Origin of the sequence: Herbinix luporum (assembly GCF_900070325.1) — a bacterium.
Classification (GTDB): Bacteria; Bacillota; Clostridia; order Lachnospirales; family Lachnospiraceae; genus Mobilitalea; species Mobilitalea luporum.
This window is the reverse complement of record NZ_LN879430.1, coordinates 683,864-700,000: the sequence shown is the minus strand read 5'-3', so window position 1 is coordinate 700,000 and position 16,137 is coordinate 683,864. Positions and strand designations below refer to the sequence as shown.

Genomic DNA, 16,137 nt, shown 5'->3' with positions numbered 1-16,137 from the left:
TTTATACTGTTTCCTCTTTCTCTAATTCATCAACTTCACGTTTCATCTCCATTGCTCGAAGAGCTCTCCTTTTTCTTCTTGCCTCTTCTGATGAACGCATAATAAAATCCTTTATAACTTGGGATCGTTTAATATGTTCTAATACTAGTTTAGGATGTGTCGTATCTCCGGTATAGCAGGTAATGGTGCCAAGCTTAAAAATTCGTTCCATAAAACTTCTGGTCAGGCGAACATCCTGTATCTTATACATAAATGCATCATCTTCAGTGATACTTAAGAACCCTGATGTAATCGTCAACTTTTCCTCTGATATTGTATACTTAGTATAGCTTAATGGCAGACCTAAGAATTTTGTTCGTTTCCTCTCTACATATACCATGATAATACCCCTTTGAACATAACATGTTTTTTTAATATATCCTTATTTAAATTCAATTTCTTTACTTTTAGAATTATTTGAAACCAAGAGACTAATTTTTGATAAATCAGTATCCTTTTCTAGCTCAAATATCAAGACGGTCGGTATCTTTGAATTTGCAGCTATCTTCATATTAATATATTGAAGATTATTTTCTAACAGAACTAACAGGGGCTTATATATATTCTCCCCGTTTATTTTTAACTGATATTGTATCTTTTCTTTACTAAGATCAATGGTCATATCTTTATTATTTAAATTTTCAAGAGTGAAATTTACTATAAGTAGCTGATTACCTTTTCTCGGATCAATCGAAAACACACGATTCGTCTCATCTTCCGGATATGTATCGGCTAACTTATAGCCGGTAAATTGAATTTCAAAATTTTTATTTCCTATAACTTCAGATAAGCTATTAGTTTTATCTAAAGAATTAATTTCACTCTCGTTATCTAAGACATTATCTTTATTATCTATGACATTATCTTTATCTGTTTCTTCTATAGGCTCTTCTTTTGTATTTGTTGTGGCTTGATTGCTTAGTTCCTTTACTTCGTCATAACTAAGCAAGGAAAGAGAATAGTTCTTATCCTTGGCAAGTAATAGACCGGCCATATATTCCGCCACAATATCCGTCTCTTCCTCTGTTAAAGGGTATTCTTTCATACATCCCGTAAATAAAAGAGCCAAAACAGAAATAAATATTACTAAAAGCCGTCTCATTTGTACAGCCTCCATTCAATGGTAACTTAATATATATAAAAAATCTTATGCTATAAATATCATAGCATTAAAACTAATTTTCGGCAATAAAAACAAAAGATTATTTAATATAAGGCTTAAGTCATATCAAGCTCAAACCAAAACTCCACTCCCTTGGAATGATTAACTACACCACACTCTTTATTATGGGAATTCATAATTGCCTTAACAATTGATAAACCGATACCGCTGCCACCGTATTTTCTTGTCCTTGCCTTATCAACCTTATAGAATTTAACCCATATCTTATCTAATTCATCATCCGGTATCCTATTACCGGTATTAAATACAGCAACCCTTAGGACATTATCCCTAGGTATTAGTTTTATCTCTATAATCTTTTTGCCGTCAACATGATTAAGTGCATTATTAATATAATTAGTTACTACCTGCTCTATCAAATACTCATCTGCCCATACATATATCGGTTCTTTTTCGTCAAAATGTAAGGTTACTTGTTTTTGTTTAAATAGAATTTCCGTGGACCACAGTACAGAATTAATTAACTGAACTATATCAAACCTTTCAAAATTCACTTGATTACTGCCAAATTCCAACTCATTTAAAGTTAATAGCTTTTTAACCATTTGATTCATTTTATTTGCTTCATCTATAATAACTTCGCAATAGAAGTTCCTATTTTCTTCATCCTCATTGACATTTTCAACTAAACCCTCAGCATATCCTTGAATTAAAGATATGGGAGTTTTTAATTCATGGGACACATTAGACAAAAATTCCTTACGCATCTCATCAATTTCAGTTTTCTTCTGAATATCAATCTGCAACTCATTATTTGCTCTTTTAAGTTCCAATATGGTTTCCTGAAGTTTATCTGACAGGGTATTAAGACTAGTACCAAGGACCCCAATCTCATCGTTTTCCCTAACATGATATTTTGCATCAAAATCCAACTCTGACATTCGCTTTGCAATATGAGCCATCTCAAGAATAGGTTTGGTAAACTTTCTACTTATCATAAGCATAGCAATTATGCCAATAACAACTGCTATTAGACCGATATAACCTAGAAATTGATTTGACAAAGCAACACTTTCCTGAATACTTTCAAAATTAGATCGTAAAAACACAACCTTACTTCCCTCTAAAATGCCAACTAAATCTATATAATTGGCATCTAAGTGGTCATCGTAAAGCCTGTATATTACAAAATTTTCATTTTCCCCGATAACTGTTTTATCCCCTTGGCTCATATCTCCACTCATATAGTTTCGTATTAATAATTGTATCTGTAATTCTTCTCTTTCACCAAAATCCTGAGGCTTGGGGTAACTAGACAAGGATCTTCCCGCAAAGGGCATAAGAACATAAATATTTACATTAAAACTAGAGGATAGCCTTTCCATCTTCAAGGTGTCCTCTTCAGATAAAAATAATTCTTCTTGACTTTCTTCATATATATGTTGAACCTTATAAAAAACTTCTGCTATGCGGGCCACCTTAAAATTAAGGTAATAATCTGCCAAAAAAGTATGATTAATAAACCATGTAATAAAGATTGTAAATGCTATTAAAGCTGCCAGTAATGATGCCAGCTTAAATCTTATTGAACGTCTCATTCATCCACCTCAAATTTGTATCCAAGTCCCCAAATAGTTTTTATATATTTACCCTTATCTCCCATCTTACTTCTTAATTTTTTAACATGGGTATCTATGGTTCTTGCATCGCCAAAATAATCATAATTCCAGACATTATTAAGAATTTTTTCTCTAGAAAGGGCTACCCCTTTATTCATAACAAAATAGGTTAACAGTTCAAATTCCTTAAAGCTTAGATCAATAGGCACATTATCTATTTTTAACTGATGGGCTGCTTTGTCAAGAACAATGCCTCCAACTTCTATGATTTCTTCATCGATACCGGCAGTCCTACGAAGCACCGCCTCTACTCTGGCTACCAAAACTTTTGGACTAAAGGGTTTTGATATATATTCATCCACACCAAGTTCAAAACCTAAAAGTTCATCTTTTTCATCCCCCTTAGCAGTAAGCATAATAATAGGAACATCTGAATACTGCCTTATTTCCCTACATACCTGCCATCCGTCAATCTTTGGCATCATAATATCCAAAATTATTAATGCAATACCCTTATTTGAATAGAATATATCTAGGGCCTGCTCACCATCTTCAGCCTCTATCACTTCAAAATTATTACGTACCAAAAAGTCCTTAACCAGCTTTCTCATTCTGCTTTCATCGTCGACAACTAATATCTTTAGTTTTTCCATTTGGCACCTCCATTAATTTTGTATATACTGATATTTCATTATACCGATATTTACGAAACCTAGCTTTAGAGTATCAAATATCTATGATAAAATTGTGAATTATATTTTTATTTTACTATCCTAAACTTTTTAAATCAATGAAAAAGGGTCTTCAAATGTACTATAAGACATTTGAAAAACCCTTTTTATGTAATACTTCAGAAAACCTTAAGGTTATGCCTGAAGTAATTTGTATTCATAAATTTCATCTATTATATAGTATCCCACCTTCTCATAGGCCCGTTTAGAAAGCATATTTTTCTTGTCTACAAACAGGGTACAAAATTCATTGCCCTCATCCAAATACTTTTTACTTATATTATATATATTAGCTGCGGCATAACCCATGCCCCTATATTCCTCCGGAGTATATACATAACTAATTGCAACCCCATGAACCAACTTTCTGGTGGCAGAAGCCATTGATACAATCGTTTCATAAGGATCCTCAAATACATAAAGCCTATTGTTATCTATTAATTTTGTAACTTTAATCAGGGCAGATTCATAGTCAATTTCTTTAGCCAGTGCCTCAATCTGGAATTGTACCATCCAGTCAGTAATAAATTTCACTTCACTAGGTATTGCCAGTCTAGTCTTACCTTCTGCAAGTTTAATATCATGTATCTGTCTGATTTCCATTATGTCAGTTGCCATTCTTTCTGCAAAGGTACACTTGACATTTTTTCTATATTGATCTATAAAAGCCTCACATATCTCATATTTTGCACTTAAACCTTCCAGTTGTATTTGGTTTTCTGCCATATAATCTGCCAAAACCATGGCCGCTTCTCTTATATCTTTATTCTCATTTTGGATATAGACAGCCATATTATTTGATGGCATATTACTAAAATGCAAAATCACCTGTTCCTCATCCATAACCACACCGAATAATCCTTTATTCTCCTTTGTATTCTGCCGACTTTGGTAAGCATCATAAAGTACCAGTTGGCTGGCAGCCTCCTCTTCTAAAAGAATAGCTTCATTATCTAATAAATATGTCTCGGCATTTTTATATACCTTAACTATCATTTTACTTCCTTCTTTCTATGTGGTCATATATCCCATATTATAATTTTACCCATCTTTTGCATTTTAAACCAAAACTTGTACCTTTATCCATTATACTATCTTCGTCCATATTTTGTAAATACCATAAATCAAAATACTAGGGAGTTTTCTTCTTAAAAACTACAAAAACAGTTCCTCCTACTAATAAAATGCCGCCTACACTTACCCCTATAATAATAGGAAGTGATGTATCCTTCTTTTTGCTTTCTCTGTTATTATTATGGGCTATTTCTTGCATAAGGTCTGTATCCAAAACCAGATCATCCGTATAGGCAATATCTGCCCCTACATCTAGCTCTATAGACTCTTCTTTATCAGTTGTACCAAGTTCAGGTTCATTACTAGTATTAATAGATTCTATTTGTACAGATAACTCTTCTTTATCTTCAGCTTCAGGCTCAGCCATAAGCTCTCTTTCCTTTATAATTTTATCAATATCACTATCTACAACCGGTGTCTCTTCACCTATATCCATTTTAGGAGCTGCTGTATTATCAGATTTTGAATTCTTAGATTCTTTATCACTAGATACTGTATTACCGGTTGATGATTTATTAGATACTGCCGTATCTACTGCATTATTATCTGAAGATTCATCTACCATATCAGGGGCTTCCTTTGTTTCCTCAAGAAGGACTGGCTCTTCACTATCCACTACCTTAACCATATCATCACCAAATATCTGATATAAAAACTTAGCATTTTCTTCGCTATAAGGGGTAATACCTACTTCAACATAATTATCAGCTATTCCGGTATAGATAACTATAATGCCCTTCTCTTCTAGTTCATTGGCATGTTCTATAAATAAATACTGATTAATCTCTCTTTGTTTCTCATACAAAGCACTGTCCTTATCACTTACAATTTCAATAGGAGTTGGTTCTATTCCTTCCCCAGATTGTCCATAAGCTTTTACGGAAAATATAGCTGACATACATATAAACAGTGCAAATGTTTTTATGAATTTTTTTCTTATCATGTGTACCTCCATTTTTATTAACTACCCTAAAACCTTTATTGATATAACCTTTGTATATACAATATGGATATATTCTCTTATACTACATAGATTAGACGGTGCTACCACTAAAACAGTTCCCATTATTACTAATTTGCAGTTTATTAGCTTGACATTTCCTTTTATTAATATCATAATTTTTATACATCTTACAATATATTAAAGCGGAGGAAGACCTTAAGTGGAAGATAAAAACACAATAAAAAACAAGATTAAAGACTATTGTATAATCACCTTAGGAGTATTACTGGTGGTAGTAGGGGTATATTTTTTTAAATTCCCCAATAATTTTTCTATTGGCGGTGTCACCGGTATTGCCATTATCCTAAGCAATCTTTTTAATAACAGTATCAGCTCAGGAAGTATCGTATTGGTCCTTAATATAATATTGTTAATTTTTGCTTATGTCTTTATAGGCAAAAGCTTTGGTAATAAAACTGTATATGGCAGCCTTCTCTTGTCCATATCTTTAAAGCTTCTTGAAATAATAATTCCTCTTGAGGCTCCATTAACTAATGAGCCTATGCTTGAACTATTTTTTGCTGTGATTCTTCCTGCCGTAGGAGCGGCAATTCTCTTTAATATTGGTTCCTCCACGGGAGGTACGGATGTATTAGCAATGTTGCTAAAAAAATACACTAATATAGATATAGGCCGTGCCCTTTTAATCACTGATTTTTTCCTAACAATAGCTACTTTCTTTGTATTTGATTTAACTACCGGTTTTTTATCTATCTTAGGTTTACTTTTTAAATCAACCTTAGTAGATGTAGTAATCGAGAATCTAAATTTAAATAAATATTTCACTATAATATGTAGAAATCCAAAACCAATCTGTACCTTTATAACCAATAAACTTAATCGCAGTGCCACTGTATTTGATGCTAAAGGTGCTTTTACAGATCAAGATAAAAAAATCATATTAACTGTTATGAGTCGTGCCCAGGCTGTACAATTAAGAACATTTATAAAGGAAACAGATCCTGAAGCATTTTTACTTATTACAAACACCAGCGAAATTATAGGCCGAGGTTTCCGTGGATTATCATAAGCATATGCCGCATATATATAGAATGTATAAAATTACCGGAGGTTTATATGGAGGGCATCAATACTTTTGATACAAACTTGACGGAAAATCGGTTTTGGTTGCAAATAATGGGGGACCATGCAAGATTTATTTTTTTCTCATTGGCCCCCAATGAAGTAGAATATCTTCAAAGGTCACAGGATTTTATCGTAAACTATGACCAGCTACTAGAACAAATAAATAATCCCCTTAATACAGAAGAACTTGATATTATAAATAGACAGGCATATCAACTTACTCTTCAATTTCGTGATTTTAAACTTCTACTTCTTTCACAAACCCTCAGCTTTAAAATTAAAATCCATCTAACATCTTCCTTTATTAATGATATGTTAAATGAATTGGAAGATTACCTTACACTTCTATATTCCATTCAAATGAATAAAGAAATACTATTCCATCCTATTCATTATCACCTATTATGGTTACTAGATGCCATAGGCCATAGTGCTACTGTCACTTCTAATTTAGACCTAATAGAAAGGGATATGATTAATAAAAGTATTTGCTATGAAGCTCAATTTATGGATCTATATCTAAAAGCCACCATGATACATGGGTACCTGAGAACACAGTTAAATAATTTCTCTGCCTTAAGTCAGCTTAATAAAGAGGTGGAAAATTCAATCATTTCCTTTAAAGATTTCTTAGTGGAACTTCGTGACCAAAGGATAAACGGCCAGATACTTGGCACCCTCTTTCCTTTAATGGCGGACCATATGGCTAGGGAGGAATGTTATTATTTATGGAAATTATCCCAATCTGCAGGGCTTACAAAACGGCCGGATTGCGACCCAACAAGCCCTAGGGTTGAAGGATAAAAGATATTACATATCCAAATTTATATATACATAAGATATATAAACTGACTATCTTTAAAGGAGTAGTAATGGAGTTTCAACAAAGCAGAACATATGCCAATCTACAAAATGCTTATGAAATGGAACTTATGCAAAGTACTTTATATTCCATATATGGCGATATTGCCAGACAGGAAGGCTATAGGCAAATAGGCAATATTTATGATATATTCCAACGAAATAATAAGGAACATGCAATAATATGGTTACGGCGATTAAATGAAGGTAGCCTTCCAACTACTGCCGATACCCTTTCTACCTCTGCAAACGTGGAAAACTATAAGGGAAACCAACTTTACAGAGAGTATGCCAATATTGCCAGTGAAGAAGGATATAATGATATAGCCAACCTATTTAATGGTATTGCAAATATTGACCTTAACCATGGACTTCAATTAGAAACACAGTATTCCGATGTTGTAAGAGGGGAGGTTTTTTGCAAACCACAGGCACAGCTTTGGATTTGCATGCAGTGTGGTAATATTATGAACGGTCTTTGTGCTCCTGAAATCTGTCCCGTATGCGGATTCCCTCAAGGATATTACAGATTATATGGTACCGAACCTATCTAATAACTTATCAAGTCATTTATGTACAAATTGGAGGCAGATAAACAATAGCTGCCTCCAATTTTATCATATAAAATTTATTATTTCCTATTTGCTACTTAGTTGGTAAATAACTGTGTCCAGTATATAACCCCTCCAGACTGATATACCCCTATACCAATTTTATTAAAATTACCGTTTAAAATATTAGCCCTATGTCCTGGAGAATTCATCCATGCACTTACAACTTCCTGTGGAGAACGCTGGCCGTATGCTATATTTTCACCTGCTGTCCTATATGAAACTCCATATTCCTGTAAAACAGTTGAGAATTTTGAACCGTTAGGTCTGGTATGTGAAAATGATGCCTTAGTTTCTTCTGCACGTTTGTTAGCCGCTGCTGTTAAGCTGGAATTGGTGCTTAGAGCAGATAGTCCTGCATTTGCTCGCTCAATATTAACCAGTCTTAATACTTCATCTGCATAGCTGTTATTAGAAGTATTTGTAGGGTTAGAAGTATTCTTAGGGGTAGTGCTAGGTGCCTTCTCCTTTGGAGTTGGTGACGGAGTCCTTGTAGGAGTCGTATTAGAAGGAGTCTTACTTGTCTTACCTTCTTGCTTTCCTAATAATGATAAAATATCTTCTAAGGAATCTAGGTTGTCAATATTATTAATATTGACATTACTATATCCATTTTGCTGTAATACTTCTACTACATCATCAACAGATTTGCAATTAGATAAATCTATATTCTTATATATATACTTTTTATCAATATTTTTGCTGTTACTACTCTGCTTGACAGATTCTGTAGCTTTATTAGTACTTGTAGTATCAGTTGTTTTGGAAGTTTCCTGTTTCTTTGCAGCATTATTAGTTTCAGACTTACTGTTAGAATCATTTTCTGCTTTCTTGGTCTTTGTAGTGACATTATTATCCTTTGTATTTAAAGCTTTTTTATCTTCCTTAGTATCTTTCTTTGTAGGGGCATCCTTTTCTACTTCAGAAGCATTATCTTTTATATTCTGGTGATTTTCTTTCTTTATCTCATCCGCAGGTAGATTTGTAATATCTTCTACAACTTCGGCTTCTTCTTCTATTTGAACTTGATCTATATGTCTATCTAGGATTGCTTCATCATTGTTTACAATCTGATTAATACCGAATGAACCTGCAAGTGACAGTGCCATTGAACATAAAGTTACTATTATCTTTTTCATTATTTTTACCTCCTGTGTGGTGTCTGTCTTGCTGCCCCTTAAGACTACCACAGTAGAACAATGGCTTCAACAGTTAAATACTGTCCTATCTTCCAATTAACGGTATAAACAGGTGCTTTTTAACTTCTGCAATTTCTATAAATTTCATGTATTTTTTCCTTGTTACTCCATTGAATTTTTGCTTTTACTGCCCATTTTAAGTGTTTTATAGGATATGGTAAAACCTGCTTCTTGCAAGGGGTAAGAGCATAAATCACTTAAGATGTATCAAGAAGTTTATTTCATTGTTTTTAAATATTTATTACATATTTATTAACTTTACTGTTATTTTTACCATATTATAACTATTTTGTCAATATAATTTTGGTATAATTATCGTTTTTTTACTTAAACTAATAACATATCTTTTTACAACTTTTGAACTAAAGAAAGGAGAAAGCTAATGGATAGATTCCATGATAGTAAGGCAACCCCTACAAAAAGAACCGGAGAAAAAAATAATAGTGACTCTGTTCATACCGGAAAGAATATAGATAATGATACAAGCAAGATTATTGCTCCGGAGATAGTACCTACTACCCCGGCTACAGCAACCCCTTCTATACCTGATGAAATGCCTGCAAGAGAGATTAAATAAGTAGAGAATTAAAAAAGGATAAGTCTTTATATCAACTTATCCTTCTTTTTTCTATATACTGATTATTACTTAAATTTGATTACACTAAATATAATACATGGGAGTAGAATCCTTTTGTAAATAACTCTCAGTAATATCCTTTAATGTAAGCCCATCTATAAAAGAAAAAACTCTTTCATCAATCTCATTCCAAATATTATCTCTGATATAGCTTTCTATCCGGTTGCTTACAACTTCATCCTCCATTGGAACTACGGATAAATCACCTTCTAGTGCTCTTAGAATCATTCCCACGGTTATTTCTTTTGCATCCTTTGCTAACTCATAACCTCCCTGAGCTCCCTTTATACTTTTAACTAATCCTGCTTTTCGCAAAGCAGAAAACACCTGCTCTAAGTAACTTTTAGATATATCTTGCCTTTGGGCAATACTAATTAAGGGTACCAATTCATTTTTTGAATACAGTGCCAAATCTATCATTGCACGTAGGCCATATCTACCCTTTGTTGACACCTTCATTATGCAATTCCCCTTCCAAAACTTAATCTTTTTTATTCGTATTCAAACACTCGTATTGTCTCGATTATTACAGGTTCGGCAGGAACACCATTATATTCATCAATTTTTTCTACTCCTGCTACCGAATCCAAGACATCATAACCATCATAAACCTGACCAAATACTGTGTGATATTCAAATAGCCATGGAGTACCTCCAACTTCTCCATAGTTTTTTCTAGCCTGCTTATCAAATTTCATTCCATATTTTTCCGATATCTGATTAAGTGTTTGATCATCGTAGGTTTCTTTTGACTGTACAATAAAAAATTGACTGCCATTGGTATTAGGACCTGCATTGGCCATACAAAGGGCTCCCCTATATGGGTGTAGATTTTTTGAAAACTCGTCCTCAAAATTTTCGCCCCATATACTTTCTCCACCGGTACCTGTACCTAAAGGATCTCCACCTTGTATCATAAAATCTTCAATTATTCTATGAAATGTCAGACCATCATAATAGCCTTCCTTTGCATGGGTTATAAAATTTTCCACAGCTTTTGGTGCTTCCTCTTTAAAAAACTTAACAAATATTGAACCATGATCTTTAATTACTATTTCGGCAACTGTTTCTCCTAATTCAGGTTCTGAAAATTGAGAACTACTACTTTCCTTTTTCCCACAGCTGCTCATAGAAAATATTGAAATAATTAATAAGAATATCAAATATGTTTTCTTCATAATCAGTGCTCCTTAATATCTCAAATATTATATTAAAGCTTATTTAATCTTCACCATTATATAGGCATCGATATTTTTATATTCCCTATCTTCCCAAATCTCCCATGTGATATTTCTTGTGATAATAGAAACTATTGCATTGTCATTTTCAATTCTAAATTCCGATTCATTGGGGGATAAAATTCCACTACGCTCCTGCCTATCCTTAATCTTAGCAAAAATTTGATTTAAGGAGTACCTAAGTAACTCATCTTCTGTATTGTTCATTAAAACAAGATCACTATTATCCTTTGTATTCTCTAATATCAAGAAATATCCCTTATCTCCCCATGGCTCAGCTAATAAGTTTGTATCTTGATTATTCCAATCTAAATTAGCTGCTATAAAAAAGTCATACAAGGACACATCAATACCTGTCTTCTCCGGCAGGTATAGATTGTATGTTTCGTATTTCTTTATTGTCCATTCATATTGATAAAAGCCAAAGGTTTTCTCAAAATCCTCTGTTTCATTATAGGACTGAAGCCAGTTTATATCCTCTATATAATCCATATCATCTAAATAACGGATAGTATCTCTAATAACCTCTTTATCCTCATTAGAAAGGTCAGCCTTAGGAATTATCATATCATCTTCAAGCATTTCATTTTTTATTAAAACCTTATGCAAACGGTTAATCTGATTTCCTTTGCTGATTGTAAAAGCATCCACCGGGGGAAGTATGGAAATTATAGAAAGAATAATTAGTATGGGGGCAATAATATTGTTCTTTTTATTTGGCAAAATGCTAAAAATTACTGCAGATACTGTGGCAAAGATACCAAACATTATCACATAATATCTGCCGCTAGTAATACCCAGTTCTCCGATTTTTAATATGCTTGAAACCGTCTGAAATAAAACCACAGGAATTAAAACTTTAGGAAAGACCATTCTAAAATATTTTGTGGCTTTGCTGTCTATTACAGAAGCTAACAAATACACTGTTATTACTGTAATAGAATATGATACCAGTAAAGGTTCCATTAAATTGTCTTTCCAAAAGTCTCCGGTAATATTAAGAAGGATATATAATAAAAGTATGGCAGTAAATATAGTGGTAATAGGGATTACAATATATGAAATCAGCCCATTTAAAAATTTAGAAGGTTTCAGTTCTTCTAAATCACTGTCTGTTTCCCCATCAACTTTATCCAAATTATCATTTTCTGAAAATCCAGGATATATGGGTATTAGGGAAAGAAAATGTATGGGGGCATATATAAAAGCTATTATACTGCCCACATGGAAATATGCTTTACTATCTACCTCGACAATCAAATTATTAGTTGCCATAAGTACTAGGGCCGCACCTAAATATAATACACCGGCATAAAAAGCAACTATAAAGAATGCCTTAAATACAGCCATAAAGCTTTCACTAAATCCAATTTTGGACTTTATAGACGGTATCCATATAAATCCAATAATTAATATAAAAAAGATTACCATAGTTCTTATAACTGTTTCAGGATTAAATGCTTTTAGTACATACACCAGGACCAAATAATATATAGTTGCTGCAAGAATTGCTACAGCACAAAAAACAAGTCTAATTTTTGTTCCCGAGAAAAAGCGCTCATAAATCATCTGCAATAGCATATATATAGTTGCACCAAGCAAAAATGAAATTAAAAACTCTGAAAAATTAGTTAACTTATTGTTATTAATGTAACATGAGGTTAATATAGCCGAACATAAAAACAATATTATAGAAACCGGATAACGTTTAACTGTCGAAGTAAGGCCCTGGAGGGTTGTTAAAATCTTATCTCTTTTCTTCATATAAGAATCTCCTTTTTTATAAGTAGTGTCAAGTCTGACACCCTGTTCTACTTTTAAAATACTAGGGGACTTTCAATGTTCTAAATAAGTTGTTACAACTAATCTTATAATATCCTAAATATTATAACATATCAGTAAAATAGTGCCAAGATAAATAAAAACCATCTCATAAACCCCTTTTAATTTTGGTAAATTTATCGGTAGTGTTATGAGATGGTTATTTTCTTAATTGCAAATCAATTAAAATCTAAAGTGTTAATTATTATCTATTTGTAAAACATCATCTTTACCTACAGGAAGTAAAATTGCTAAAACTATACCTGCAACAGCAGCAAGAGCAAGTCCTGATACACTTACTGTATCTGTAATCGGTATACTATCACAACCGATTCCTAATACAAAAATAATCGCTGCAATCATAAGGTTTCTACTATTACCAAAGTTAAGTCTGGAATTAATCAAAATTCTAACACCGACAGAAGAAATCATACCATACAAGACAATACTTATGCCTCCGGTTACCGGTGAAGGAATACTGGTTACAAAACCCCCAAACTTCCCAATCAAGCCCATTACTATTGCAATACAGGCCGCTATACGGATAACAGCCGGATCATAATTCTGTGTAACAGCCAGTACACCGGTATTTTCACTATAAGTTGTATTTGCAGGTCCACCAAGTAAACCGGCCCAGGCAGTTGCCAATCCATCACCCATAAGAGTTCTATGAACTCCCGGATCATCCATGAAGTTCTTACCACAAACAGCACTGTTGGTAGTTATATCTCCTACATGCTCAATTAATGTAACTAAGGAAATTGGGGCAATTGCAAGTATTGCATCCAGATTAAATTTAGGAAGTAAAAATAACTGTGATTTAATATTTGAATCCATTAAGGAGAAAAATTCTGCATTTTTAACCGGATCCAAGTTAACAAGTCCTAATGGTATACATACCAAATATCCAATAATGATAGCAAAAAGAATTGGCATTAAATTATATATTCCCTTTGCAAATACAGATATTCCAATGCAAGTTGCAAGAACAATGACTGTTATTAATACTGCTTTTAAGCTAAATACCATTTCACCAGCATCATTTTGTAGATAAAATGCACTGTTAATTGCAGTAGCACTTAATCTTAATCCTATTACAATTATAATCGGTCCAGTTACAATAGGAGGTAATAGCTTATTGACCTTTTCATAACCAACTAGCTTAATTATTATTGAAAAGATTGCATATATAAGACCCGCAACAATCAATCCGCCCTTTACAGCTGCAAGTTTAGGCAAAAAATCAGGATCACCTATCCTAGAATCACCTATAACAGCTGTTATTCCAACCATAAATGCAAAACTTGAGCCCAAAAAAACAGGAACCTTATTTTTTGTTATTAAATGAAATAACAAGGTTCCTGTCCCTGCACAAAATAGTGTAATTGAAGTATCAAGCCCTGTCAATGCGGGCACTAATACCGTTGCACCAAACATGGCTAATACATGCTGAAGACCAAGTATGATTTTTTTGTGTAGTGATTTCTCTCCCATATCTTTCTCCTTTAATTTTATGTTTTGTATAATTTTAAATTTTAACCTTGTATATGATACAGTATTTGCATTAATAAATCAATAGTAAATTTTAAAATAATTTTCTTTAAAAATGATGCCCCATGTTATTTATGAGGCATCATTAAAAACAACAATAAAATCTTCTTAAACATTTACATAAATATATATTTTAGTATAAATGCTATTGCTAATATATACATGACAACACTGATTTTTTTCTCTTTTACCTTACCGGTAATCAAGTTGATTACTACGTATGAAATAATACCAAAGGCGATTCCCTCAGATATACTATAGGTAAAAGGCATAGCTATGAGACATATAAATGCCGGAATTGCTTCTGACATATCATCAAAGTCAATTTTTAGTATAGAACTTATCATGTAGAAACCTACAATAATAAGAGCCGGTGCTGTGGCAAAACTGGGAATTGCCAAGAAAACAGGTGATAAGAAAATGGAAAGACCGAATAATATTGCTACAACAAAGGATGTAAGTCCTGTTCTTCCACCTTCAGATACACCGGTAGCACTTTCTACATAGGTTGTTACTGTAGATGTTCCAAGTAAAGCACCTGCAGTTGTTCCTACTGCATCAGCCATTAGAGCACCTTTTATACGTGGCAAATTGCCATCTTTATCTAACATATTCGATTTAGAAGCAACACCAATTAAGGTTCCTAATGTATCGAATAGGTCAACAAAGAGAAAGGCAAATACAACTACAAAAAAGTCTAGAGATAAAATATTGGAAAAATCCAATTTAAATGCCACATCAGCTAGAGCAGATAGTTGAAAGCCTCCGGAAAAATCAGGAAGTAAGGAATAATATCCGGCAGCCGGATCAACAATATAAAGTCCTGAAAGTTGGCATATGATACCAAGAATCCAAGTTGCAAGAATTCCAAATAAAATACCGCCCTTTACCTTTTTAATTAACAGTATTGCAGTTATTAATACACCGATAATCGCAAGTATAACACTTACATTTTCAGTTCGTGTTACTCCTTCTCCATTAAAAGCATGAAATTGAACTAGTGTGGCTGCATTGTCCTCAACAATTCCCGCGTTCTGTAAACCTAAAAAAGCTATGAATAAACCTATACCAGCACTAACCGCAAGCTTTAAGGTCATCGGAATCGAACTAAAAATTGCTTCACGAACTTTAGTTAAAGATAAGAGTATAAAAATTAATCCTTCAATAAATACTGCTGTTAAGGCAACCTGCCAGGAATAACCCATTTTTATAACTACCGTATAAGCAAAATATGCATTTAGTCCCATACCGGGAGCTAAGGCAAAAGGATAGTTTGCTAAAAAGGCCATTAATAAAGTAGCAATAAATGACGATATGGCTGTTGCCATAAATACTCCATTGGGGTTCATTCTAGCAGAGCCCTCAAGTCCTAAAATATCATTAAAAGCTGTCATGGTACTTGGGTTTACAGCAAGAATGTAAGCCATAGTCATAAATGTCGTAATTCCTGCCATCACTTCTGTTTTAACATTGGTTTTGTTTTCTTCCAACTTGAACATTCTTTCTAACATATGCTTCCTCCAGTAAATTCCTAATAAATAGAT

General features: G+C 33.1%; 16 protein-coding genes. 4 read left to right on the top strand and 12 right to left on the bottom strand.

From position 1 onward, the window contains the following. Position 1 precedes the first annotated feature (1 nt). From SD1D_RS03240 to SD1D_RS03215, 6 genes are all read right to left on the bottom strand, one after another. On the bottom strand, positions 2-379 hold the full coding sequence (locus tag SD1D_RS03240; protein ID WP_058257592.1) for a PH domain-containing protein: 378 nt from the start codon (positions 377-379) through the stop codon (positions 2-4). Between the two features lie 42 nt (positions 380-421). Beyond that, on the bottom strand, positions 422-1,141 hold the full coding sequence (locus SD1D_RS03235) for a hypothetical protein (RefSeq protein WP_058257591.1): 720 nt from the start codon (positions 1,139-1,141) through the stop codon (positions 422-424). A 116-nt stretch (positions 1,142-1,257) separates the two neighbouring features. After that, complete coding sequence (locus tag SD1D_RS03230) at positions 1,258-2,760, bottom strand: sensor histidine kinase (protein WP_058257590.1); 1,503 nt, start codon at positions 2,758-2,760, stop codon at positions 1,258-1,260. Further along, positions 2,757-3,434 carry a response regulator transcription factor gene (locus SD1D_RS03225; RefSeq protein ID WP_058257589.1) on the bottom strand — a complete coding sequence of 226 codons (678 nt, stop codon included), beginning with the start codon at positions 3,432-3,434 and terminating at the stop codon, positions 2,757-2,759. Before SD1D_RS03225 ends, SD1D_RS03230 begins: the two co-directional genes overlap by 4 nt. Positions 3,435-3,647: 213 nt before the next feature. Further along, complete coding sequence (locus tag SD1D_RS03220) at positions 3,648-4,508, bottom strand: GNAT family N-acetyltransferase (RefSeq protein WP_058257588.1); 861 nt, start codon at positions 4,506-4,508, stop codon at positions 3,648-3,650. A gap of 136 nt (positions 4,509-4,644) precedes the next feature. After that, on the bottom strand, positions 4,645-5,529 hold the full coding sequence (locus SD1D_RS03215; RefSeq protein WP_058257587.1) for a hypothetical protein: 885 nt from the start codon (positions 5,527-5,529) through the stop codon (positions 4,645-4,647). Positions 5,530-5,749: 220 nt separating this feature from the next. Between SD1D_RS03215 and SD1D_RS03205 the strand changes: the two genes are divergently transcribed. From SD1D_RS03205 to SD1D_RS03195, 3 genes are all read left to right on the top strand, one after another. Beyond that, positions 5,750-6,619 (top strand): YitT family protein, encoded by an 870-nt coding sequence (locus tag SD1D_RS03205; protein ID WP_058257585.1) that lies wholly within the window; start codon positions 5,750-5,752, stop codon positions 6,617-6,619. 47 nt (positions 6,620-6,666) lie between these two features. Then, positions 6,667-7,479, top strand: coding sequence for a DUF2935 domain-containing protein (locus SD1D_RS03200; protein WP_058257584.1), 813 nt, complete (start codon positions 6,667-6,669; stop codon positions 7,477-7,479). A gap of 68 nt (positions 7,480-7,547) precedes the next feature. After that, positions 7,548-8,090, top strand: a complete 543-nt coding sequence (locus tag SD1D_RS03195; protein ID WP_058257583.1) for a rubrerythrin family protein — start codon at positions 7,548-7,550, stop codon at positions 8,088-8,090. Positions 8,091-8,185: 95 nt separating this feature from the next. On the opposite strand, the gene SD1D_RS12805 is transcribed toward SD1D_RS03195, so the two are convergent. Further along, positions 8,186-9,286, bottom strand: coding sequence for a CAP domain-containing protein (locus tag SD1D_RS12805; protein ID WP_058257582.1), 1,101 nt, complete (start codon positions 9,284-9,286; stop codon positions 8,186-8,188). Positions 9,287-9,728: 442 nt separating this feature from the next. Between SD1D_RS12805 and SD1D_RS03185 the strand changes: the two genes are divergently transcribed. Then, a complete protein-coding gene (locus SD1D_RS03185; protein WP_058257581.1) occupies positions 9,729-9,923 on the top strand; it encodes a hypothetical protein in 195 nt (64 codons plus the stop codon). Between the two features lie 84 nt (positions 9,924-10,007). Here SD1D_RS03185 and SD1D_RS03180 read toward each other — a convergent pair whose 3' ends face one another. The 5 genes from SD1D_RS03180 to SD1D_RS03160 all read right to left on the bottom strand — a co-directional run bounded on the left by SD1D_RS03180 (position 10,008) and on the right by SD1D_RS03160 (position 16,104). Next, entirely contained in the window at positions 10,008-10,442 is a 435-nt protein-coding gene (locus SD1D_RS03180) for an RrF2 family transcriptional regulator (protein ID WP_058257580.1), read from the bottom strand. 32 nt (positions 10,443-10,474) lie between these two features. Next, positions 10,475-11,161, bottom strand: coding sequence for a peptidylprolyl isomerase (locus SD1D_RS03175; RefSeq protein WP_087758742.1), 687 nt, complete (start codon positions 11,159-11,161; stop codon positions 10,475-10,477). 39 nt (positions 11,162-11,200) lie between these two features. After that, positions 11,201-12,985 (bottom strand): DUF4153 domain-containing protein, encoded by a 1,785-nt coding sequence (locus tag SD1D_RS03170; RefSeq protein WP_058257579.1) that lies wholly within the window; start codon positions 12,983-12,985, stop codon positions 11,201-11,203. A gap of 255 nt (positions 12,986-13,240) precedes the next feature. Continuing rightward, positions 13,241-14,536 carry a uracil-xanthine permease family protein gene (locus tag SD1D_RS03165; RefSeq protein ID WP_058257578.1) on the bottom strand — a complete coding sequence of 432 codons (1,296 nt, stop codon included), beginning with the start codon at positions 14,534-14,536 and terminating at the stop codon, positions 13,241-13,243. Positions 14,537-14,709: 173 nt separating this feature from the next. After that, positions 14,710-16,104 carry an NCS2 family permease gene (locus SD1D_RS03160; RefSeq protein WP_058257577.1) on the bottom strand — a complete coding sequence of 465 codons (1,395 nt, stop codon included), beginning with the start codon at positions 16,102-16,104 and terminating at the stop codon, positions 14,710-14,712. Positions 16,105-16,137 lie beyond the last annotated feature (33 nt).

What these genes read in the sequence shown, in the direction of transcription:
- SD1D_RS03185 (WP_058257581.1), top strand. Translation starts at nt 9,729, where the DNA reads ATGGATAGATTCCATGATAGTAAGGCAACCCCTACAAAAAGAACCGGA.
- SD1D_RS03215 (WP_058257587.1), bottom strand. Translation starts at nt 5,529, where the DNA reads ATGATAAGAAAAAAATTCATAAAAACATTTGCACTGTTTATATGTATG.
- SD1D_RS12805 (WP_058257582.1), bottom strand. Translation starts at nt 9,286, where the DNA reads ATGAAAAAGATAATAGTAACTTTATGTTCAATGGCACTGTCACTTGCA.
- SD1D_RS03235 (WP_058257591.1), bottom strand. Translation starts at nt 1,141, where the DNA reads ATGAGACGGCTTTTAGTAATATTTATTTCTGTTTTGGCTCTTTTATTT.
- SD1D_RS03240 (WP_058257592.1), bottom strand. Translation starts at nt 379, where the DNA reads ATGGTATATGTAGAGAGGAAACGAACAAAATTCTTAGGTCTGCCATTA.
- SD1D_RS03165 (WP_058257578.1), bottom strand. Translation starts at nt 14,536, where the DNA reads ATGGGAGAGAAATCACTACACAAAAAAATCATACTTGGTCTTCAGCAT.
- SD1D_RS03195 (WP_058257583.1), top strand. Translation starts at nt 7,548, where the DNA reads ATGGAGTTTCAACAAAGCAGAACATATGCCAATCTACAAAATGCTTAT.
- SD1D_RS03175 (WP_087758742.1), bottom strand. Translation starts at nt 11,161, where the DNA reads ATGAAGAAAACATATTTGATATTCTTATTAATTATTTCAATATTTTCT.
- SD1D_RS03200 (WP_058257584.1), top strand. Translation starts at nt 6,667, where the DNA reads ATGGAGGGCATCAATACTTTTGATACAAACTTGACGGAAAATCGGTTT.
- SD1D_RS03220 (WP_058257588.1), bottom strand. Translation starts at nt 4,508, where the DNA reads ATGATAGTTAAGGTATATAAAAATGCCGAGACATATTTATTAGATAAT.
- SD1D_RS03225 (WP_058257589.1), bottom strand. Translation starts at nt 3,434, where the DNA reads ATGGAAAAACTAAAGATATTAGTTGTCGACGATGAAAGCAGAATGAGA.
- SD1D_RS03180 (WP_058257580.1), bottom strand. Translation starts at nt 10,442, where the DNA reads ATGAAGGTGTCAACAAAGGGTAGATATGGCCTACGTGCAATGATAGAT.
- SD1D_RS03170 (WP_058257579.1), bottom strand. Translation starts at nt 12,985, where the DNA reads ATGAAGAAAAGAGATAAGATTTTAACAACCCTCCAGGGCCTTACTTCG.
- SD1D_RS03160 (WP_058257577.1), bottom strand. Translation starts at nt 16,104, where the DNA reads ATGTTAGAAAGAATGTTCAAGTTGGAAGAAAACAAAACCAATGTTAAA.
- SD1D_RS03230 (WP_058257590.1), bottom strand. Translation starts at nt 2,760, where the DNA reads ATGAGACGTTCAATAAGATTTAAGCTGGCATCATTACTGGCAGCTTTA.